Origin of the sequence: Enterobacter sp. KB-221C9 (assembly GCF_041320715.1) — a bacterium.
Lineage (GTDB): Bacteria > Pseudomonadota > Gammaproteobacteria > Enterobacterales > Enterobacteriaceae > Enterobacter > Enterobacter asburiae_D.
The window spans coordinates 389,223-407,524 of the sequence record NZ_JBGIWG010000002.1 but is presented as its reverse complement, the minus strand read 5'-3'; the positions used below and the strand labels follow the sequence as shown (position 1 = coordinate 407,524).

The following is an 18,302-nucleotide window of genomic DNA, read 5'->3' as shown; positions in this document are numbered from 1 at the left end:
GTTATACTCGCAGCCCGTTTTAGCCTGAGGGCAAGGAGCAAAGTGTGGCTGCGGTCATCCATAATGAGATGTTGGACGAGATTCTGGCGCAGGTTCGTCCGTTAATTGGAAAGGGGAAGGTTGCCGACTATATTCCGGCCCTTGCCTCGGTGAGCGGGAATAAGCTAGGGGTTGCTATCTGTACCATCGACGGACAGCGATTCCAGGCAGGCGATGCAACGGAACGTTTTTCCATTCAGTCCATCTCGAAAGTGCTGAGCCTGGTTGCGGCGATGCGCCAGTATGAAGAAGACGAGATCTGGCAGCGTGTCGGTAAAGATCCTTCCGGCCAGCCTTTTAACTCGCTGCTTCAGCTTGAGATTGAACAAGGTAAACCGCGAAATCCCTTTATCAATGCCGGGGCGCTGGTGGTCTGCGATATGCTGCAAAGTCGCCTCAGCGCACCGCGCCAGCGAATGCTGGAGATTGTTCGCCAGCTCTCGGGCGTTGACGATATTGCCTATGATGCGGTGGTGGCGCGCTCGGAGTTTGAACACTCCGCCCGTAACGCAGCTATCGCGTGGCTGATGAAATCCTTCGGTAATTTCCATAACGACGTGGCGACCGTGCTGCAAAACTACTTCCATTACTGCGCCCTGAAAATGAGCTGCGTTGAGCTGGCACAGACGTTCCTGTTCCTTGCGCATCAGGGGCACGCGCCGCATCTCGACCAGGAGGTCGTTTCTCCGCTTCAGGCTCGGCAGGTTAACGCGCTGATGGCCACCAGCGGGATGTATCAAAACGCCGGCGAGTTTGCCTGGCGCGTTGGGCTTCCGGCTAAATCGGGCGTCGGCGGCGGGGTCGTGGCGATTGTGCCGCATGAAATGGCGATAGCCGTCTGGAGCCCGGAACTGGATGAAACGGGAAATTCGCTTGCTGGCGTAGCGGTTCTGGAGAAACTGACCCAGCGTCTGGGACGTTCCGTATACTGATGTCCGATCTGGATCCTCTCTTTTCACGCCTGGCGCGATCGACATTTCGCTCGCGCTTTCGCTTAGGCGATAAGGAACGACAGTACTGCTGGGACAAGGGCCCCGAAACCATTGACCAGCATGCCGCGGATTTTGTCGAAAAGCGCCTTGCGCCCGCGCACCCCGCAAACGACGGTAAACAGACGCCCATGCGCGGACATCCGGTGTTTATCGCCCAGCATGCCACCGCCACCTGTTGTCGGGGCTGTCTGGCAAAATGGCATAACATTCCACAGGGTGTAACGCTCTCCGTGCCGCAACAAAATTATATCGTCAGCGTCATCCACCACTGGCTGGTGCTGCAGATGAACGCCTAAATTTGACGAGTTATGCTCCCGTGGTATTTGTGTTATAGATGCATCCCAAGTTAGTCCCGATCATGCTGACGACCGCAATAATTGCCATAAGCTTTCATATGGAATGATATTTAATGCGTTCTGCACTTACCGCTTTCAGGCCGTTCCGACCCGACACGCCGCTGCGAAATGCATCGACGATCTTCATGCTCACCACCTTATTCTATTTTGTGGGCGCGGAATTACGGCTCGTTGAGGCCCTGTCGCTGTTCTGGCCGCTGAATGGCGTCATGGCAGGGATCTTCGCCCGCTATGTTTACCTGAATCGTCTGCATTACTATGCGGTATGTTATGTCGCGATGCTGTTGTACGACGCGGTGACGACCAACTGGGGGATAGCCTCAGTGGTGATCAACCTGTCTAACATGATCTTTATCGTTGTCGTCGCCGTACTGGTTCAGCGCGACAAGCGGCTGATGAAGAAAACCCCCGATCCGATTAACGCACTACGCCTGTTTAACTACTGTCTGATTGCCGCGATGCTTTGTGCCTTGCTCGGCGCGGTGGGGTCGGTCGGGATTGACAGTCACACCTTCTGGCCGCTGTTTGCCGACTGGTTTAGCGAGCAGTTCTCAACCGGCGTGCTCGTTGTGCCCTGTATGCTCACGTTGCGTATGCCCGGGCGTGAACTCAGGTTACGACTGGAGCAGCTGCTGCCGGTGATGGCGTTGATCGTCTCGGTGGTCGCGTCGGTAGTGATCGGCGGCGCGGGGAGCCTCTCGTTTCCTCTGCCCGCGCTTATCTGGTGTGCGGTTCGTTACTCATTGCCTGCGACCTGTCTGCTGACGTTTATCACGGGCGCCACTGAAATCATTTTGGTCGCCAATTCGATTATTAATATTGCCGTGGCGACGCCGTTTACGACGCCAATGATGTTTTCAGCCCGGCTGGGGATCGCCACGATGGCGATCTGCCCGGTGATGGTCTCCGTCAGCATGGCGGCGATTAATTCCCTGATCCGCCAGGTTTCGCTGAGGGCGGATTATGACTTTTTAACGCACGTCTACTCGCGCTCCGGGCTTTATGAGGCGTTAAAGCATGAAGAGTCGTACCGGCATACACGTTTTCTGACCGTCATGCTGCTGGATATTGATTACTTCAAAAGCATTAATGATAACTACGGCCACGAGTGCGGAGACCGCGTGCTGGCGTCGTTTGCCCGACAGGTTCAGCAGGTAGTCGGCGAAGACGGCATGGTGGCGCGCATGGGCGGGGAAGAGTTCGCTGTGGTGGTCAATTCAGGCGACGCGCAGCACGGTTTTGAACTGGCTGAACGTATCCGATCCACCGTTGCCAGCCATCCTTTTACGTGGCGCCAACAGACGCTCTTTCTGACGGTCAGTATTGGCCTCGGAAGCGGAAAGGCTGAGTCATGGCAGTTGACCGAGGTCTTCAACAAGCTCATGGCCGAAGCGGACGATCATCTCTATCGTTCAAAAAAAGCGGGTCGAAACCGCACCAGCGCCCGGGTGGCGGACGAGCAAATTGCCGCGCCCTCCGGGAGTGAAACTTAGCTGCGTTAATCGTCATAAGGCATTGACGTGAATAGTAAGCGGCTTAACAGGCTGTCAGAACACTGACAATGTCTCTGTTTAAGCTACGCTTTTAGTAACGCTTTACGTCAGGAGACATTATGAAAGCACCTGCAACCCCTGAAAATGAAACGGAACGTCTTAACTCACTGCGTGAATCAGGCCTGCTTGAGATCGACAGTTCCCCGGCGTTTGACCGGTTAACGCGTCTGGCAAAACGCTTCTTCCAGGTGCCGCTGGCGATGGTCAATCTCATTGATGAGCATTCGCTCATCGTGAAGTCGGCCGACGGCCAGGCGCCAGGCACCGTTCCGCGTAACATCTCATTTTGTGGGCACACGATCCTCGCCGAAGCGCCGCTGGTGGTGGGGGATATGCTTCAGGACGATCGTTTCGCGGATAACCCGCTGGTGGCCGGTGAACCTCGCGTGCGGTTTTACGCGGGCTTCCCGCTGCGCCTGCGTGACGGCGCTAGCGTTGGCTCGCTGTGCCTGATTGATTACGCTCCCCGGGAGTTTTCTGCCGCCGACCTCGCCGTCCTGGGAGACCTTGGCGCGCTGGCGGAAGATGAATTTGCTGCCATCAGCGCGGCGACCACGGATGAATTAACCGGGCTGTTCAACCGTCGGGGCTTTAATCAACTTGTGCGCTTCACGCTTTCCGTTGCCCGGCGCCGGGCCGAGCCGCTGACGCTCGGCTGGCTGGATTTGGATCGCTTTAAGGAAATTAACGATCGCTTCGGGCATGAAGAGGGGGACAAGGCGCTGAAAGCCATGGCGCAGCTGATGCGTGCCTCTTTCCGCGAAGCGGATCTGCTGGTCCGTTTTGGCGGGGACGAGTTCGCCGTGCTGTTCGCGGATACGGATGAGCAGGGCGCCTGGATTGCCATGCAGTATCTCGCCGAGCAGGTTGAAAGCTATAACGCCCGGAAGCTTCACCCCTGGTCGCTCCACTTCTCATGGGGGCTAAGTGAATTCGATCATAACGGCAACGACCTGCAGCAGTGGTTAAAAGAGGCCGATGAAAAGATGTATGCCATGAAGCAGCAGCGCCAGCGCGCCCGGTGACATAGCAAAAGCCTATGTCCGATCCGTTTGCGTTAAGAAGATGTTAAATGCACAGTGACGGTATTCAACGTAAGGAAAAACAATGAATACCTCACTGCAAATCAAAAATCTCACCCGAGACGAAATTCTCATCCACCTTGATGCGCTGGCCGGGATCCTCGAAAACTGTGTGAACGGCGGGGCATCCGTCAGCTTTATGCTTCCCTTTAGCCTGGAGACGGGCCGCTTTTTCTGGCGCGGCGTTGCTGAAAGCGTAGGGCGCAACGAGCGCCTCGTGCTGGCCTGCGTCGATCCGCAGGACGGCGTCATCGGAACGGTGCAGCTAATCACAGACCAGCCTGAAAACCAGCCGCATCGCGCCGATGTGGCGAAGCTGCTGGTTCACGAGAAAGCGCGCCGGAAAGGTGCCGCGATGGCATTGATGGAAGCGCTTGAAGCTGAGGCCCGGGCCAGGAATATTTTGGTTCTGGTACTCGATACCGCTACCGGCAGCGGGGCCGAGACCTTTTACCAGCGCGCCGGATGGCAAAAGGTGGGGGAAATCCCGCGCTATGCGCTGATGCCGGACGGCGCCATGACGGCCACGTCCGTGCTCTATAAGTTCTTATGATTATTTTGTACAACTACGCCGTGGATTGATCAAAACAGGGTTCCCGGTCGTTAAGTTTTGATAAGTTATCGTACCAATCTTATCAGGCTGTATGACTAATCATAAAAGGAACCCCCTTGTGAACACGCTCAACCGTCGTGATTTTCCCGGTGCTCAATACCCAGAACGCATCATTCAGTTTGGTGAAGGCAACTTCCTGCGTGCTTTTGTCGACTGGCAAATTGACCTGTTAAATGAACATACCGATCTTAACGCCGGTGTGGTTATCGTCCGTCCTATTCAGAGCGACTTCCCGCCGTCGCTGAGCACGCAGGATGGACTGTATACCACTATCATTCGCGGCCTGAATGAGAAGGGTGAGGCGGTAAGTGAGAGCCGTCTTATCCGCTCGGTTAACCGTGAGATCAGCGTCTACGACGACTATGACGCGTTTCTGAAACTGGCACACAACCCGGATATGCGCTTTGTTTTCTCGAACACCACCGAAGCGGGTATTAGCTACCACGCGGGTGACAAATTCGACGATGCCCCTGCGGTGAGCTACCCGGCGAAGCTGGCGCGACTGCTGTTTGAGCGCTTCAGCCACTTCAACGGCGCACCGGATAAAGGCTGGATCATCATTCCGTGCGAACTGATTGACTACAACGGGGATGCACTGCGTGAACTCGTTCTGCGCTATGCCCAGGAGTGGGCGCTGCCTGCCGCCTTTATCCGGTGGCTAAACGACGCCAACAGCTTCTGCTCGACGCTGGTTGACCGCATCGTGACGGGTTACCCGCGTGACGAAGCGGCAGCCCTGGAAGCGGAGCTGGGCTATCACGATGGGTTCCTGGACACGGCTGAACATTTCTATCTGTTTGTGATTCAGGGCCCGGCATCCCTTGCGCGCGAACTTCGTCTGGATAAGCACCCGCTGAACGTGCTGATTGTCGACGACATCAGGCCCTACAAAGAGCGCAAAGTCGCCATCCTGAACGGCGCGCACACGGCGCTGGTGCCGGTGGCATTCCAGGCCGGGCTGGATACGGTGGGCGAGGCGATGAATGATGCAGAGATCTGCGCATTCGTCGAAAAAGCGATTTATCAGGAGATCATTCCTGTTCTCGATCTGCCGCGTGACGAGCTGGAATCCTTCGCCAGTGCGGTAACAGGGCGTTTCCGTAACCCCTACATCCGACACCAGCTGCTTTCCATTGCGCTTAACGGCATGACCAAATACCGCACCCGCATCCTGCCGCAGCTGCTGGCAGGGCAGAAGGCCGGCGGACAATTACCAGCGCGTCTGACGTTCGCGCTGGCTGCATTGATTGCGTTCTATCGCGGGGAGCGTAACGGGGAGAGCTATCCGGTGCAGGATGACGCATTCTGGCTGGAACGTTATCAGCAGCTCTGGGCGCAGCACCGCGACCAGCAGTTGAGTACCCGTGATCTGGTGCAGTCAGTGCTGAGCGTGAGCGAGCATTGGGAACAGGATCTGACGCAGGTCTCCGGTCTTGTCGACCAGGTCACTCTGGACCTTGATGCCATTCTGCTGAAGGGAATGCGCGCAGCGGTTAAATCCCTTTGCTAATCACGTGACCCGGCTTCGGCCGGGTTTAACGATACCTTTATTTAGTTACAACATACTATTTGCCCTTTTTTTTAAAAGCACATGCAGCACCGTGCGGTTATTGCTAAGCAGGCGAGAAAATTCAATGTTTCGTTAACATGCTTGCAACTGTGAGGGGGATCACGTTTAATAGCCTCGCTCTTTTCTTTCCTGAAACTCACTATGATTGTTCGTCCTAAACAGCACTGGCTACAACTGATTTTTGTCTGGCACGGTTCGGTACTTCCCAAAATCTACACCCGATTGCTGCTCAACTTCCTGCTTTCTATCGCCGTTATCCTGATGCTGCCGTGGTATACCTCGCTGGGCATCAAATTTACCGTGGCGCCATTTAGCATTCTCGGCGTGGCGATCGCTATCTTTCTCGGTTTCAGAAACAACGCCTGTTATTCACGCTACGTTGAGGCTCGCCTGCTCTGGGGACAGCTGATGATAGCGGCACGCTCGCTGTTTCGCGAGGTAAAAAACACCTTGCCCGACGATAAGCACCTGGGTGAATTTGTCCGCCTGCAAATTGCTTTTGCCAACTGCCTGCGCATGACCCTGCGGCGGGAGCTGAACGCCGAGCAGCTCTCTCGCTATCTTGCTCCGGATGATTTACGTCACGTGATGAGCGCCAACTCACCGGCGAACCGTATTTTACTGATCATGGGGGAGTGGCTGGCCGTGCGGCGGCGTAACGGGCAACTCTCAGACATCCTGTTCCACAGTCTGAACAACCGTCTGAACGATATGTCCATCGTCCTTTCCGGGTGCGAACGTATTGCGACAACGCCGGTGCCTTTTGCCTATACGCTGATTTTGCACCGCACGGTGTATCTGTTCTGCATCATGCTGCCGTTCGCGCTGGTCGTGGACCTGCACTACATGACGCCCTTTGTCTCGGCGCTGATCTCTTACACCTTTATCTCGCTGGACACCCTGGCGGAAGAGCTGGAAGACCCGTTTGGCACCGAGAATAACGATCTGCCGCTGGACGCCATCTGCAACATGATGGAACGCGATCTGCTGCAGATGAACGATGAAGAGAACATTCCGGAAAGGCTGATGCCGGATAGGCATTATCAGCTGACCTGACGGGCGTTCCACTCGTCGCGGGTGATTTCCCACAGCTCAGAATCCAGCATACCGCTGACGTAGGCTTTTTGTTCCGTTCTGATAAGCCGCATGCCGCTACTGTCTGAAATACGCCGGGAGCGGCTGTTAGCGGCGGCTTTCGGGGCGCGTAATACGGGTTTGTTTAGCGTATTGAACCAGTAATCCGTCGCGGCAATGCTGGCCTCGCGCATATATCCCTGGCCCTGAAACTCCGGGGCCAACCAGAATCCACGGTTGTTATCTTCGACGTCGTACAGACAGATAATGCCCATCAACTCATCCGGCACCTCGCGACGTCGGATGCTCCAGAACCAGGCGATCCCTTTTGCCATATCCGGCAGCGCCACGTTGTTGACATAGTTTTCTGCGCCGTTGTCCGGGTAGGGCCAGGGCACGGAAGAGACCATATAACGGACAATCTCCCAGCGCGGATAAAGCTTTTGAATCTGGGCTGCATCTTCAGCAACAAGCGGTTTTAGCAATAAGCGTTCTGTCGTGAGCGTCGGTATCGTCATCCGCGGATCTCCATATTTAAGCGTTATGCTTTTGTTTGCGTTCTGGTATTTTCACTTCTACCACATTCTATTTAGTTGCGTTGTAACGTATTTACTACCAAAATTTTGCTCTGCAGAGCGCTCGATTACCGTCAGATTAGTTGGGTTAACTTACCCACCCACATAAGGAGTAATGTATGGTTTTGCCTGGAATGAATCCTGAGAAAAATCTACCCGGATATGATTATGCGCGCATAGCAGGTTTTGGAGCTGCTGATTTCGATTTCAAAGCACTGGGTTCCGCAATGGACTGTAATCGCGAATTCGCTCAGGCCGGGATCATTTATTCTGATGGTGCTCAACGCTATCTGGTTCGCTCTGGTCAGCGTCATCCTAATGGTCAAAGTGGTATTGTAACTCACGTAATTGTAACTAAAGCGAACTCACAACCATCCACCTCTAGCGTAGGTAAATCCTTGACTGATGCTGTGGCATCTACATCTATGGGAACTGAACTTGCATCAACGGTACTATCATGTGGGGCGATGATCATCACTGGAGGTGTGATGCTTGCCGGCACGGCGGCAACCCCCCTTACTGCAGGAGGAAGTGGTGTTTTGGTAGCGATTGGCTACGCAGGCACCCTTGCGACCGGGTTGCAATGCGTTAACGGCCTTTATCGTATCTATGATTTGGTTGAAAACGGTGGCGGTAATGTTGCCTGGCTCGATACGCAAGAATGGTACGTCGCCACCTCAACTTCGCTGGATGTAATTTCGTTAGCAAGTGCAGGAGGGGCGCTAAAAGAAGCAGTTACCACCTGGCGTGCAATGAAATCTATATCTTCCTTGAAAGCCACTGAGTGGTTAAAAAGTTATCCTCGTCAGGATCGTGCTCGTTTGACCGAATTGATAATTCGCGCGCAAAACCCCGGTATAAGCAACAAGGAAATTAAGGCACTTATACGCGCTGGTCTTTATCCGAAACGATTTCCAACCGGGCCTGTTCAGGTAGAACTCACTCGACAACTTGGGCAAGTGGTTACAAGTGCCGCAGCATTGGCCGGGAGTGCTGTGAGTGGCGTTATTGCAGCGCCCAGTAATTTACCACGGACTGGTAAATACATTATCGGTACCATTCAGTCACTGGCGGTATTCTGATGAAGTTTTTGAGATTTTTAACCGGACGGGTTTTCCAGGATCTCCTGAAGCATGGCAAAGAAATAGAGGAGGCTATTGCTCATCGTGATATCCGTCTCTTGAATCATTCCACGCCCGAGCTGGAACGGTATTTTTCGCGTCCACTCAGCGAGCTTCCGCGTCAAAATCCTTATCCGGTAGCAGTGCTGTTACCTCTTTTTTTAGTGGCGTTTGCGTTAAACCTTCTGCCTTTTCTCAGCGCGTTGCAGGGATTGTCACCTTTACATCATGCATTGAGCTTTTTCGTACCATCATTGACGATGACAGGCGCGCTCATTGTGATAAGCGTACTCCTGGCTCGTGGGAAGACGTCGGGATTGTTGGGGTTTAGGGCGTTGTTCATCATTCTGCTGATAACGACCCTCGTTCAGGTTTTACATACCCTGCTTTCGCATGACGGAGGCCTTTGGCCGCTGGTCATCGCATCCTTAGCGCTGTTACTTTGTCGGGTGGTGATGAACAGCAGCGGCTTTGTGCTGTTTACGCTCTATTGTCGTACTCAGCGTCTTGCCAGACTGGCACGGGAAATGCGGCTAAAAAGCCGTTAAAGGGGGGTTATGACGTTACGAAAAGCTAAGCCACAGGAAGCCGAAATACTCTGGAATATTCGCAATCAAGCAATTCGTCACGGCTGTAAAACAAGCTACGACGCCGATGTCATTGCGCGCTGGACGCCAGATCTCATGCCCGAACGCTTTCGGCAGACGATCGTTGAATACCCTTTTTATGTGGTGGAAGATGAAAAGGGTGATATTGCGGCAACCGGCTATCTGGATCTGGATACCCACTGTCTGGAGGCGATATTCACCTTGCCCGCGGCATCCGGTAAAGGCATGGCGACCCGGATTATCGAGGCGCTAAAAAATGAGGCCCGCAGTCGGGGGATAACCCGCCTGAGGCTGGATGCAACGCCTAACGCCCAGTCGTTTTATCAGAAGCTGGGGTTTGTGACGCTGAGCGAAACCTTTCATCACTCGCGTATGGCAGGTGTTGATTTACGCTGTTTCGAAATGACGATCGATTTGTAATGTGAGGAATACATGGCTGTCACAGTAAGACCTCTACGCGAAGATGACTATTCCCAATGGCGACCGCTGTGGGATGGCTATACCCATTTTTATGATTGCTACCTTGAGGAATCCGTCACCGCATCGACATGGGAAAGGGCGCTCTCAGCGCATTCCCGGATGTTCTGCCGCGTGGTAGAGAAGGACCAAAAGGTCATCGGTTTCGCGATGTGCATTCTGCACGAAGGAACCTGGTCAACGGCTCCCATCTGCTACCTGGAAGATTTGTTTGTTGATGCCGACGAACGCGGGGCGGGCGCAGGTAAGGCGCTCATTGATGCTCTGATTGAGGAAGGCAAGCGCGAAGGGTGGTCAAAACTGTATTGGGTCACCCGGGAGAACAACCCGGCGCGTAAACTCTATGACAAATATGGTGAAGCTGACGATTACGTCCGCTACCGCCTCTCCCTTTAAGGCGACAACGCCTGTGTTTGTATCACACTGTATCAGCATCCCGGATACATACACAGGCTTGCAATAAACCCGCTTTCGCACATATCCGCTATACATTGCAGTGTTGTTATATCCCCGTGAATTGTACTCAACCGGAGATACCAACATGTTTAGCAAACTCGCGTACTCAACCCTCGCAATGACCGTTTCTCTTGGCACCGTGATGGCCTGTCAGGCCGAAGTCACCGGCACAAACGTCGCGGCCGCCTTTGATCATCCGCAGCAAATCAACGCCAGCGATCTGAATGTCGGTTATGTCGACATCGGCCCGAAAAATGGCCAGCCGGTTATTTTACTGCACGGCTGGCCGTACGATATTCACAGCTATGCCGAGGTCGCCCCCGCGCTGGCGGCAAAAGGCTATCGGGTGATTGTGCCTTCTCTGCGCGGCTACGGCACCACGCGCTTCCTGTCCGCCAAAACGCCGCGCAACGGCCAGCCTTCAGCCATGGCGAAAGATATTGTAAACCTGATGGATGCCCTGAATATAAAGCAGGCGGTATTTGCAGGATATGACTGGGGGGCTCGTACGGCGGATATCGTTGCGGCGCTGTGGCCAGAGCGCGTTAAATCACTGGTGTCGGTGAGTGGGTATCTCATCAGCAGCCAGCAGATTGGCAAACAGCCGCTGCCGCCAAAAGCGGAGCAGCAGTGGTGGTATCAGTTCTATTTCGCCACCGCGCGCGGTGCTGAGGGCTATGCCAAAAACACGCATGACTTCGCCCGTTTGATCTGGTCTCAGGCCTCGCCTGACTGGAAATTTAGCGATGCTGTTTTTAACGCCAGCGCCAAATCGCTCGATAATCCGGATCACGTCGCCGTGACGCTCAGCAACTATCGCTGGCGTTTGGGGCTGGAAAAAGGCGAGCGCAAATACGACAGCTACGAGCAAAAACTGGCCGCGCTACCGAATATCACCGTTCCAACGATCACCATCGAAGGCGGAAACAACGGGGCGCCGCATCCGGCTCCGCAGGCCTATGCGGGTAAATTTACCGGTAAATATGAGCATCGTACCTTCGGGGCAACCGTGGGGCACAATCCACCTCAGGAAGATCCGCAGGATTTCGTCAAGGCCGTCGTTGACGCTGACAAGCTCTGAAATGTGCTATTTTCAATACGTTACCCTTCGGTCTGGAGATTTCGGTGGAGCATATTGATCATATCCTTGTCGTCGATGACGACAGGGATATTCGTGAACTGATTGTCGATTATCTCGTTAAGTCGGGCTATCGCGCCACGGGCGCGGCCAACGGCAAAGAGATGCGCGTAGTGCTGGATAAACAGCATATCGACCTGGTGGTGCTCGATGTTATGATGCCCGGCGACGACGGGCTTACGCTGTGTCGGCAGCTGCGCAGCGGCAAACACAAAGATCTGCCCATCCTGATGCTGACGGCCCGCAACGAGGAGACGGACAGGATCCTGGGTCTGGAGATGGGCGCGGATGACTACGTGGTAAAGCCATTTGTCGCCCGCGAACTGCTGGCGCGTATCAAAGCGATTTTACGGCGTTTTCGCACGATGCCGCCCAATCTACAGGTGACAGAAGCAGGGCGGCTGGTGATGTTCGGTGAATGGCAGCTCGATACCGTCGCCCGCCACTTAATCGATCCGGAAGGGGTGATTGTGGCGCTCAGCGGGGCGGAGTATCGCCTGCTGCGCGTTTTCCTTGACCATCCTCAGCGGGTGCTGACCCGCGATCAGCTGCTCAACCTGACGCAGGGGCGCGACGCCGAGCTGTTTGAACGTTCTATCGACCTGCTGGTTAGCCGGGTTCGTCAGCGCCTGAACGAAGATGCCCGTACGCCCGCCTATATCAAAACCGTGCGCAGCGAAGGCTACGTCTTTACGATGCCGGTGACCATCAAAGAGGTTAACGAATGAGGCTGTGGCCACGCTCGCTGCTGGCCCGTTTGCTGATCGTCGTGCTGCCCGGCCTGCTGCTGGCTAACGCCCTGAGCCTGACGCTGGTCATGATTGAGCGAATGCACAGCGCCCGCACGGTGATGCTTGGTAATCTGGAAAACGACGTCGCAACCAGCGTCGCCATTTTAGACCGGCTACCTGCCAGCGAGCGCGTGGCCTGGCTGCCGAGGCTTGAACGGGGTAACTATCGCTATATTCTGGGTACAGGGGAGCCCGGCGCAGCGCCGACGGATAAGCGTTCACAGGATGCCATCCGTACCTTAAAAGCGACGCTCGCGGCAGAGTATCCGCTCAGCTTCACCGCCGTTCCCAGCGCCATTTCGCACATCCAGGCGCATCTTACGTTACGCGATGGCTCGCCGCTGACCATTGACCTGATCCCGCGCATGCCGCCGGTCGCCAGCTGGCTGCCCGTTGTGCTCATCCTGCAGCTGCTTCTCCTGGCGGCCTGCTCATGGATCGCCGTGCGGCAGGTGGTACGGCCTTTTTCACAATTTACCCGCGCGGTGGATGCACTGGATCCTGCGGCCAGCACGCCAATGACGGAGAAAGGGCCGCTGGAGGTGCAGCGTGCAGCCCATGCCTTCAACGCAATGCAGGCGCGCATTCAGTCTTATCTCAGAGAGCGCGCGCAGATACTGGCGTCCATTTCTCACGATCTTCAGACGCCCATTACCCGCATGAAGCTTCGCGTTGAAATGACGGAGCAGCCTGAACTGCGGGACAAGCTCTTAAACGACCTTGATAACATGTCGCGTCTGGTGCGGGAGGGTATTGCGTATGCCCGGTCATCAGAATCCCTGGAAGAGACCTCGCTGAAGCTGGAGCTGAACGCATGGGTCAATAGCATTGCCTGCGATTATCAGGACATCGGTAAAAACGTGCAGTTTCAGGCAGGCGAAGCCCGTTTACCGATCGTCACGCGTCCGCAGGCGCTTCGCCGGGTGATGACCAACCTGCTGGATAACGCCCTCAAGTTCGGCGAGCGTGCTGCGATTGCCATAGATGATTCGTCTGACAACAAGGTGGTTATTCACATTGTGGACGACGGACCGGGGATCCCCGAAGCCGAGCTTGAGGCGGTATTACAGCCGTTTTATCGGGTTGAAACATCTCGCAACCGCGATACCGGCGGAACAGGACTCGGGCTGGCGATTGCCGCGCAGCTCACCGCTCAGCTGGAAGGAAAGCTCAACCTGACGAACCGGGCCGAAGGCGGGCTGGATGTCTCCATTACGCTACCGCTCCGTTAGGTAATTGTACGGCTTTGTATCTCCCGGCCCGGGTGATACAGAGCCAGACAAAACCCGCATTTTTACACATATCCTGAACACATCCGCACGATGAAATAGCCTCACTGCAGCGTCGCAGGACTTGTATTGTGAGGTTTCTATGTTTCTGTTAATCGCTTTTCTGGGCGGGATGATAAGCCTGCTCAGTCCATGTACGCTCCCGGTTATTCCGCTCCTGTTCGCCGGTTTTCAGGGGCAGCGACGCCATATTCTGGCCCTGCTCGCGGGGATGATCGTGATGTTCACCCTGGTGGCGATGGTCGTCACCGTCGCCAGCGAGTGGATCGCAGAGGCAACCATCGTCGGGCGCTGGATCGCCCTCGTCATTCTGGCCGCTGCCGCGCTGGCCTTAATTTTTCCGTCGTTCGCCCAGCGTATTGCGGGTCCGGCCGTCAGCGCGGGAAACGTCCTCAACGCCCGAAGCGGGAAAACGCGCGGTATGGCATCGGCTTTTCTGGCCGGGCTGGCGGTCGGGCTGCTCTGGTCCCCCTGCGCCGGGCCCATACTGGGCGCCATTTTCAGCATTAATATCGCGGGCCACTCGGCCATTGCAACGGGCGCGCTGCTGGCGGCCTATGGCAGCGGATGCGCGCTGATGTTAAGCCTGCTCGTTTTAGGAGGCCGCACGCTGATGGCGCCGCTAAGAGCAAAATCGGCGCTGATGGAAAAGCTGCGGCAGGGGGCGGGCGTGGCGATGCTGGCGGCTGTCGTGTTTAACGCAACAGGAATGACCTCGCTTCTGAAAGGGGCAAACGGCGTTGCGGACCGTCTGGAGACAACACTCCTGACGCTGGCGAAACCCACAGCCGCGCCGGTGAAGCTCCAGCCGGTCGTGATGACAGAGCCCAGCAGCCAGCTGCCTTCGCTAAGCGGCGGGACAGGGTGGATTAACGGTGACCCTGTCACGTCTGAATCCTTGCGGGGTAAGGTGGTGTTGATTGATTTCTGGACGTGGGATTGCATTAACTGCCAGCATACGCTCCCGCACGTGCGAGACTGGGCCGCAAAGTATCAGTCGCAGGGGCTGGTCGTGATTGGGGTTCACACGCCGGAATATCCCTGGGAAAAGCCGCTCGCCTCGGTAAAAAATGCGGTAAATAAATGGCAGCTGCCGTATCGGGTGGTGACGGATAACAACTACCAAATCTGGAACGCTTTCGGTAACCAGTACTGGCCAGCTCACTACTATTTCGATGCCAAAGGCCAGCTACGCTATACCGCCTTTGGCGAAGGAGATTATGAGCAGCAGGAAAAGGTTATCCAACAGCTGCTCAAAGAGGCCCGTTCATAGCCTCGTTCAGGGCTGACGCTGAGCCACAATAAACAGCCGCGGAAAGGCCAGCAGTATCTGCCCGTTTTCCTGGAGTGGATACTGCTCTTCCAGCAGTTCATGGTAGCGTTTCAGGAACCGTTTCTGCTCGCTCTCATTCAGTTCCTGGAGCCACGGGCGCAAACCGGTAGCGCTTACCCAGTCAATAATGGCCTGGTGGGAGCTCATTTTATGGAAATAGGTTGTCCGCCAGATATCCACGTCACAACCGGCCTCCGACAAGATGTCGTAATAGGCATGCACGCCCGGCAGAGGTTCGCGGCCGCGATCGGGGTAGTCTTGCTCCAGCGCCACTTCGCGCATCGCTACGTGAGTGGGTTCAAGCCAGTTGTCAGGCATCTGGATCGCTAATACGCCGTTAAGCGTGAGCAGGGAAACAAGGTGCGGCAGGAGGTCGTAATGGTCTGGGATCCACTGTAGCGATGCGTTAGCGTAAATCAGGTTCAGCGGCTGGCCAGGCTTGTACTGGCGGATATCGGCCTCAACAAAATGGCAGTCGGGTAACGCGCCGCGTGCTTCCTCAAGCATTGCAGGGGAGTTATCGACCCCGGTGATGCGTGCCGATGGCCAGCGATGCTTCAACAACGCCGTGCTGTTTCCTGGCCCGCAGCCTAAATCAGCGATGGTGGAGACCTCATCCAGAGGAATTCTGGCGAGCAGTTCAGCGGCAGGACGCGTTCTTTCCGCGCCGTATTGCAGGTAAAGAGAAGGGTTCCAGTCGGCCATTTTCGGTTCTCCGTTTTGCATGCTTCTGCAAGAATAGCACAGGCGGACACCTGCACGGCGGCAGGTGTCCGAAGAGCGGCAGGCTAGAGAATGCCTTTCAGCGCAACATGATAAAGCAGCATGATGGTCTTCCCGTCGACAATCTTGCCCGTTTCAATGCCGCGTAATGCCTCTTCAAGCGTCATTTCCAGCACGTCGATATCTTCTCCTTCCGCCTTGATCCCGCCGCCTGCGCCGGTTCTGTCCTTCGGCTGGTACTCGGCAAGATAAAAATAGAGCTTTTCCGTAACGGAACCCGGGCTCATATAGGCTTCAAAGATTTTCTGCACGCGTGAAACGTGGAATCCCGTCTCTTCTTCCGCCTCTGCTTTTATGCGGCTTTCGGGATCCATATTGTCCAGCAATCCCGCAGCGGCTTCGATTAAATCGTCCTCATGGCCGTTGATAAAGGCGGGGAAGCGGAACTGGCGAGTCAGGATCACCGTCTTTTTATCACGGTTGTAGAGCAGAATCGTCGCGCCGTTCCCACGGTCGTAGACTTCCCGGTGCTGACGCTGCCACTCGCCATCGCGTCGCTGCAGATCGAAGGTGTATTTTTTAAGGACGTACCAGTTATCTGACAGCGTTTCACTGTCAATGATGCGCACATCTGCACGTTTTGATTGCACGTTTGTTCCTCCTTACGTAGAGTAATTATCATAAACAGCATTATCGTGCAGTTTCAAGATAAAACATGCAATATCAGGAATTCATGATGCTCACCAGTCAGCGAAAACAATTGATCCTCGAAAAGCTCGATGCCGAAGGTCAGGTCCAGTCAAAAGCGCTTAGCGTGTTCTTTGACGTCTCTGAAGACACCATTCGGCGTGATTTGCGCGAGCTGGCGGCAGAAGGGCGTTTACAGCGCGTTCACGGCGGCGCGCTTCCGGCATCTTCCGCGATTGCGCCCTTTGCTGAACGACAATCCGTGAAAATGGATGCGAAAAAAAGAGTGGCCCGCAAAGGCGCGAAGCTGATTTCATCAGGCCAGGTGGTGATCGTCGACGGTGGCACGACGACCTCGGAGCTGATTACGTTTTTACCGGCAGACCTACGCATTACGGTGGTTACGCACAGCCCAAGCATTGCCCTGGGGCTTGTCGATCATCCGTCCATTGAGGTGATTCTGATCGGCGGTCGCTTGTATAAGCACTCTATCGTTGCGGTCGGCGCTGCGGCCATCGAAGGTATCGAAAATATTCATGCAGATCTGTTCTTTATGGGCGTGACCGGCATTCACCCCGACGCGGGGCTGACAACCGGTGATTTCGAAGAGGCGTGCATCAAACGTGCATTTTCCGGCAGAGCCGCGGAGACGGTTGTCCTGGCTTCTCCGGAAAAGATCAACACAGCGTCTTCGTTTGTGATTGGCGATGTGTCATCGGTGAACACCATCGTCGTTGAAGACAATACCGATAAGGACTGGATCCGCGCGGTATCGGAAAGGGGGGTCTCCGTCGTGTTGACCTCAGAAAGCGACTGAAGAGGCCTTGAGCTACGCGCGATCCGGCGCATGGCAAACCGCCTCGATATTGTGGCCATCAGGCGAGATGACAAACGCGGCATAGTAATTTTCACCGTATGACCTCAACCCCGGCCCGCCGTTATCACGTCCGCCGGCGCGCAGGGCGGCATGGTAAAACGCATCGACCTGCTGGCGCGTGTTGGCCACAAACGCCAGATGCAGAGGGGCAGGTTTATCATTTGTCTGAAAAAGACAGAGCGAAACGTCTCCTGAACTCATTTCGACACCGTAGTCTGGCGTGCCTTCATCGATGAGTTCTACACCAAGCGGCTTAAGCGCATGGAGAAAGAAGGTCTTACTTTTTTCATAATCACTGACGCCGAATTTCACATGATCGAACATGGTTCCTTCCTTATAAAAGAGAGAAATAAAAAGTATAGAAGGAGAGGGATGCGAACATGCTAAAGAACGTGGCAATGTGACGGGCGTCTATTAAAGCAGTCCTTTCCGATGCCGAGACGGACGAATGGCATTAACCGCTATATCGCAGAGCGTTTCCGTCCAACAAATGTCCAGCGCAGGTAGTCGTATAGCCAGTTAAACAGCATTGTGTATGGCAGGAAAAACAGTACCAGACCAATCTCAACGAAAAATGCCTCAGTCATGGTTAAATCCAGCATAACCATCGCGACGGGAATTAAGGTGACGATCAGTCCTGTTTCAAATCCCACCGCATGGATCGCACGAACGAGAAATGTTCTTTGAAACTGATGTTTTTTTTGCAGAGAGTCGAAGAGTTTATTAAATACAAAATTCCAGGCCGTCGCGGTGAGTGCGGATATCACGGACAGCGAACCTGACTGGAGTACCGACACGTTCATCAGCCAGGCAAGCGACAGCGCGATGATAACGTTAGCTATCACTTCAAAAATGACAGCATGAAAGATTCGCTCTTGAACACTTTTATTTAATTCAATTTCCATTTGCTTAGGGCTGCATTTTTCAAAAGCTGAAGTATATCAGACA

At 54.8% G+C, this 18,302-nt stretch carries 21 protein-coding genes; 16 read left to right on the top strand and 5 right to left on the bottom strand.

Annotated elements, in window-relative coordinates; all coding sequences use genetic code 11:
- The first annotated feature begins 44 nt into the window (after window positions 1-44).
- From glsB to AB8846_RS03985, 7 genes are all read left to right on the top strand, one after another.
- A complete protein-coding gene (gene glsB / locus AB8846_RS04015; protein WP_063142785.1) occupies window positions 45-971 on the top strand; it encodes a glutaminase B in 927 nt (308 codons plus the stop codon).
- Entirely contained in the window at window positions 971-1,327 is a 357-nt protein-coding gene (locus AB8846_RS04010) for a DUF4186 domain-containing protein (RefSeq protein ID WP_370732112.1), read from the top strand. Before glsB ends, AB8846_RS04010 begins: the two co-directional genes overlap by 1 nt.
- Window positions 1,328-1,440: 113 nt before the next feature.
- Window positions 1,441-2,880 carry a diguanylate cyclase gene (locus tag AB8846_RS04005; protein WP_370732111.1) on the top strand — a complete coding sequence of 480 codons (1,440 nt, stop codon included), beginning with the start codon at window positions 1,441-1,443 and terminating at the stop codon, window positions 2,878-2,880.
- A 119-nt stretch (window positions 2,881-2,999) separates the two neighbouring features.
- Window positions 3,000-3,965, top strand: a complete 966-nt coding sequence (locus tag AB8846_RS04000; RefSeq protein ID WP_063142782.1) for a sensor domain-containing diguanylate cyclase — start codon at window positions 3,000-3,002, stop codon at window positions 3,963-3,965.
- Window positions 3,966-4,047: 82 nt separating this feature from the next.
- Window positions 4,048-4,575 carry an N-acetyltransferase family protein gene (locus AB8846_RS03995; protein ID WP_370732110.1) on the top strand — a complete coding sequence of 176 codons (528 nt, stop codon included), beginning with the start codon at window positions 4,048-4,050 and terminating at the stop codon, window positions 4,573-4,575.
- 118 nt (window positions 4,576-4,693) lie between these two features.
- Window positions 4,694-6,145: a tagaturonate reductase gene (locus AB8846_RS03990; RefSeq protein ID WP_370732109.1), complete on the top strand. Its 1,452-nt coding sequence runs from the start codon at window positions 4,694-4,696 to the stop codon at window positions 6,143-6,145.
- A 201-nt stretch (window positions 6,146-6,346) separates the two neighbouring features.
- Complete coding sequence (locus AB8846_RS03985) at window positions 6,347-7,261, top strand: bestrophin family protein (RefSeq protein WP_193939615.1); 915 nt, start codon at window positions 6,347-6,349, stop codon at window positions 7,259-7,261.
- Here the strand turns inward: AB8846_RS03985 and AB8846_RS03980 are convergent.
- Window positions 7,249-7,797 carry a GNAT family N-acetyltransferase gene (locus AB8846_RS03980; protein ID WP_054829724.1) on the bottom strand — a complete coding sequence of 183 codons (549 nt, stop codon included), beginning with the start codon at window positions 7,795-7,797 and terminating at the stop codon, window positions 7,249-7,251. The two genes, AB8846_RS03985 and AB8846_RS03980, sit on opposite strands and share 13 nt — an antisense overlap.
- A gap of 176 nt (window positions 7,798-7,973) precedes the next feature.
- Between AB8846_RS03980 and AB8846_RS03975 the strand changes: the two genes are divergently transcribed.
- The 8 genes from AB8846_RS03975 to AB8846_RS03940 all read left to right on the top strand — a co-directional run bounded on the left by AB8846_RS03975 (window position 7,974) and on the right by AB8846_RS03940 (window position 15,007).
- Window positions 7,974-8,936: a hypothetical protein gene (locus tag AB8846_RS03975; protein ID WP_331412282.1), complete on the top strand. Its 963-nt coding sequence runs from the start codon at window positions 7,974-7,976 to the stop codon at window positions 8,934-8,936.
- Window positions 8,936-9,523 carry a hypothetical protein gene (locus AB8846_RS03970; protein ID WP_331412281.1) on the top strand — a complete coding sequence of 196 codons (588 nt, stop codon included), beginning with the start codon at window positions 8,936-8,938 and terminating at the stop codon, window positions 9,521-9,523. The genes AB8846_RS03975 and AB8846_RS03970 overlap by 1 nt, the downstream gene beginning before the upstream one ends.
- A gap of 9 nt (window positions 9,524-9,532) precedes the next feature.
- The gene (locus AB8846_RS03965) at window positions 9,533-10,003 is read left to right on the top strand and encodes an N-acetyltransferase family protein (RefSeq protein WP_370732108.1); all 471 of its coding nucleotides are present in this window, start codon (window positions 9,533-9,535) and stop codon (window positions 10,001-10,003) included.
- Window positions 10,004-10,015: 12 nt separating this feature from the next.
- Window positions 10,016-10,456: an N-acetyltransferase family protein gene (locus AB8846_RS03960; RefSeq protein ID WP_370732107.1), complete on the top strand. Its 441-nt coding sequence runs from the start codon at window positions 10,016-10,018 to the stop codon at window positions 10,454-10,456.
- Window positions 10,457-10,601: 145 nt separating this feature from the next.
- Entirely contained in the window at window positions 10,602-11,597 is a 996-nt protein-coding gene (locus AB8846_RS03955; RefSeq protein WP_370732106.1) for an alpha/beta fold hydrolase, read from the top strand.
- Window positions 11,598-11,641: 44 nt separating this feature from the next.
- A complete protein-coding gene (locus AB8846_RS03950; protein ID WP_063142774.1) occupies window positions 11,642-12,382 on the top strand; it encodes a response regulator in 741 nt (246 codons plus the stop codon).
- Window positions 12,379-13,677 (top strand): ATP-binding protein, encoded by a 1,299-nt coding sequence (locus AB8846_RS03945; RefSeq protein WP_370732105.1) that lies wholly within the window; start codon window positions 12,379-12,381, stop codon window positions 13,675-13,677. Before AB8846_RS03950 ends, AB8846_RS03945 begins: the two co-directional genes overlap by 4 nt.
- 139 nt (window positions 13,678-13,816) lie before the next feature.
- Complete coding sequence (locus AB8846_RS03940) at window positions 13,817-15,007, top strand: cytochrome c biogenesis protein/redoxin (RefSeq protein ID WP_370732104.1); 1,191 nt, start codon at window positions 13,817-13,819, stop codon at window positions 15,005-15,007.
- A 6-nt stretch (window positions 15,008-15,013) separates the two neighbouring features.
- Here AB8846_RS03940 and tam read toward each other — a convergent pair whose 3' ends face one another.
- Both tam and AB8846_RS03930 read right to left on the bottom strand, forming a co-directional pair.
- The gene (tam, locus tag AB8846_RS03935) at window positions 15,014-15,772 is read right to left on the bottom strand and encodes a trans-aconitate 2-methyltransferase (protein ID WP_370732103.1); all 759 of its coding nucleotides are present in this window, start codon (window positions 15,770-15,772) and stop codon (window positions 15,014-15,016) included.
- 83 nt (window positions 15,773-15,855) lie between these two features.
- The gene (locus tag AB8846_RS03930; protein ID WP_370732102.1) at window positions 15,856-16,440 is read right to left on the bottom strand and encodes an NUDIX domain-containing protein; all 585 of its coding nucleotides are present in this window, start codon (window positions 16,438-16,440) and stop codon (window positions 15,856-15,858) included.
- Window positions 16,441-16,526: 86 nt separating this feature from the next.
- On the opposite strand from AB8846_RS03930, the gene AB8846_RS03925 reads away from it, so the two are divergent.
- Window positions 16,527-17,294: a DeoR/GlpR family DNA-binding transcription regulator gene (locus AB8846_RS03925; RefSeq protein WP_331414118.1), complete on the top strand. Its 768-nt coding sequence runs from the start codon at window positions 16,527-16,529 to the stop codon at window positions 17,292-17,294.
- A 12-nt stretch (window positions 17,295-17,306) separates the two neighbouring features.
- Here AB8846_RS03925 and AB8846_RS03920 read toward each other — a convergent pair whose 3' ends face one another.
- Together AB8846_RS03920 and AB8846_RS03915 are read right to left on the bottom strand one after the other, a co-directional pair.
- Window positions 17,307-17,678 (bottom strand): VOC family protein, encoded by a 372-nt coding sequence (locus AB8846_RS03920; RefSeq protein ID WP_370732101.1) that lies wholly within the window; start codon window positions 17,676-17,678, stop codon window positions 17,307-17,309.
- A 137-nt stretch (window positions 17,679-17,815) separates the two neighbouring features.
- Entirely contained in the window at window positions 17,816-18,259 is a 444-nt protein-coding gene (locus tag AB8846_RS03915; protein WP_370732100.1) for a PACE efflux transporter, read from the bottom strand.
- Window positions 18,260-18,302 lie beyond the last annotated feature (43 nt).

What these genes read in the sequence shown, in the direction of transcription:
- AB8846_RS03920 (WP_370732101.1), bottom strand. Translation starts at nt 17,678, where the DNA reads ATGTTCGATCATGTGAAATTCGGCGTCAGTGATTATGAAAAAAGTAAG.
- AB8846_RS04010 (WP_370732112.1), top strand. Translation starts at nt 971, where the DNA reads ATGTCCGATCTGGATCCTCTCTTTTCACGCCTGGCGCGATCGACATTT.
- AB8846_RS03955 (WP_370732106.1), top strand. Translation starts at nt 10,602, where the DNA reads ATGTTTAGCAAACTCGCGTACTCAACCCTCGCAATGACCGTTTCTCTT.
- AB8846_RS03915 (WP_370732100.1), bottom strand. Translation starts at nt 18,259, where the DNA reads ATGGAAATTGAATTAAATAAAAGTGTTCAAGAGCGAATCTTTCATGCT.
- AB8846_RS03945 (WP_370732105.1), top strand. Translation starts at nt 12,379, where the DNA reads ATGAGGCTGTGGCCACGCTCGCTGCTGGCCCGTTTGCTGATCGTCGTG.
- AB8846_RS03940 (WP_370732104.1), top strand. Translation starts at nt 13,817, where the DNA reads ATGTTTCTGTTAATCGCTTTTCTGGGCGGGATGATAAGCCTGCTCAGT.
- AB8846_RS03995 (WP_370732110.1), top strand. Translation starts at nt 4,048, where the DNA reads ATGAATACCTCACTGCAAATCAAAAATCTCACCCGAGACGAAATTCTC.
- AB8846_RS03960 (WP_370732107.1), top strand. Translation starts at nt 10,016, where the DNA reads ATGGCTGTCACAGTAAGACCTCTACGCGAAGATGACTATTCCCAATGG.
- AB8846_RS03965 (WP_370732108.1), top strand. Translation starts at nt 9,533, where the DNA reads ATGACGTTACGAAAAGCTAAGCCACAGGAAGCCGAAATACTCTGGAAT.
- AB8846_RS03925 (WP_331414118.1), top strand. Translation starts at nt 16,527, where the DNA reads ATGCTCACCAGTCAGCGAAAACAATTGATCCTCGAAAAGCTCGATGCC.
- AB8846_RS04005 (WP_370732111.1), top strand. Translation starts at nt 1,441, where the DNA reads ATGCGTTCTGCACTTACCGCTTTCAGGCCGTTCCGACCCGACACGCCG.
- AB8846_RS03975 (WP_331412282.1), top strand. Translation starts at nt 7,974, where the DNA reads ATGGTTTTGCCTGGAATGAATCCTGAGAAAAATCTACCCGGATATGAT.
- AB8846_RS03970 (WP_331412281.1), top strand. Translation starts at nt 8,936, where the DNA reads ATGAAGTTTTTGAGATTTTTAACCGGACGGGTTTTCCAGGATCTCCTG.
- AB8846_RS03985 (WP_193939615.1), top strand. Translation starts at nt 6,347, where the DNA reads ATGATTGTTCGTCCTAAACAGCACTGGCTACAACTGATTTTTGTCTGG.
- tam (WP_370732103.1), bottom strand. Translation starts at nt 15,772, where the DNA reads ATGGCCGACTGGAACCCTTCTCTTTACCTGCAATACGGCGCGGAAAGA.
- AB8846_RS03980 (WP_054829724.1), bottom strand. Translation starts at nt 7,797, where the DNA reads ATGACGATACCGACGCTCACGACAGAACGCTTATTGCTAAAACCGCTT.
- AB8846_RS04000 (WP_063142782.1), top strand. Translation starts at nt 3,000, where the DNA reads ATGAAAGCACCTGCAACCCCTGAAAATGAAACGGAACGTCTTAACTCA.